General features: G+C 45.3%; 1 protein-coding gene. It reads right to left on the reverse strand.

Annotation, left to right across the window (positions count from 1 at the left end; genetic code table 11):
* Positions 1 to 1277: PilZ domain-containing protein (locus R8O70_RS25510; RefSeq protein WP_318184498.1), on the reverse strand; the 1277-nt coding region annotated here is incomplete at both ends.

A 1277-nucleotide genomic window follows, 5' to 3' on the forward strand; every position in this document is an offset into this window, starting at 1 on the left:
CGACTTCTTCGGTTATGTCTTCAAACTCGCTGTAGCCAACCAAAGCCGTCAGCTCCTTTTCTAGTTTACTGGCTTGATGAACGCCAAACTGAGTAAGGTCACTCAAGTCCTGTCGTAGCAGTGACGTCATAGGATCAAAAATGGGTGCGGTAGACATTCGAAATACATAGAAATCGCCCATCATGCGCGCTTTTTTGATGAACTGAATTCGCTCTTTCACGCTATTAAATTCTTGGTGCAGTTTGGATTCGATAGCCGTGATCTTATTGCCGATTTTCGCCGCACTAATGTAGATGTCTTGGTGTTTTGCTTGTGCTCCGTCGACACGCTTAATTGGTTCTGCGATCAGCGTGCTAGAGCGGCCTTTAAAAATTGGCTCTAAAGAGAATTTTTGGTCGTGACCCAAGCGTGCAAACAACTCAATGTGTTTTGGCAACGGCAGGTTCACTCCAACCACCGGAGTTTTTAGTGCCGACGCTGTACTTTTGCTGATAAAGATGGGTGTGCTTAACGTCCTTGATAGCAAAACGCTGTGCAGTCTTTCCAGTAATGCATTGCTTGGTAACATCTCTTTTTGTGGGATCAGCTTATCTTGGTTGTGTTCAATGATGCTGTTGAAGAAAGCGATCACACGGATCGTTTTGCTGTTTTCATCAATAACCAATTGTACGCTGCAGCCGTCAGGGCTGACTCGAATAACGCGATATGGAACGGCCATGAGAGGCAGCTTTTTATCGTAAAGTTGTAACTCACGAAAGTTAACTTGCACTTCTTGTCCCGAGCGTAACATCGTTGGCTCATCTAAACGAATCCCCAAGCCTCGCTTAGAAATATCAACGGTTGAACCTGCTGCTTTTAACTCACCCGAACTGAGTTCAAGCGGCGTTTTGAATCGATAGCGTGGTTCTTTACGGCGCGATTGAGCATCGAAATAGATACCTTTGGGGTTGCCAGTGATTTTTCGAGGATGACGAAAGGCATTTAACGTGTTGGCTGGCAAACGCGGCTTTTCTGTTAATAGGTAATCTTGCCCCGACTTTTCGTCAGCGATTTCTTGCAAAATGCCGATATGAGTCAGTGACTGAGAGGTTTCGGCTAACTCTGGAGAGAATAGTGCGAGATCTTCTTTCTCTTGCTCAGATAACTCAAAAATAGAAATTCGAAACGCACGCCAACTTTCTCGCTTAGCCCCTAAATGCCAAAACAGCTGGCGTTGTTCGCGAGTCGCTTCGGGTCTAAGCATCGAGTAGAAGTACGTTTTGTTTTCATGTTCATGA

This window comes from Vibrio sp. 779(2023), assembly GCF_033344285.1.
GTDB lineage: Bacteria > Pseudomonadota > Gammaproteobacteria > Enterobacterales > Vibrionaceae > Vibrio > Vibrio alginolyticus.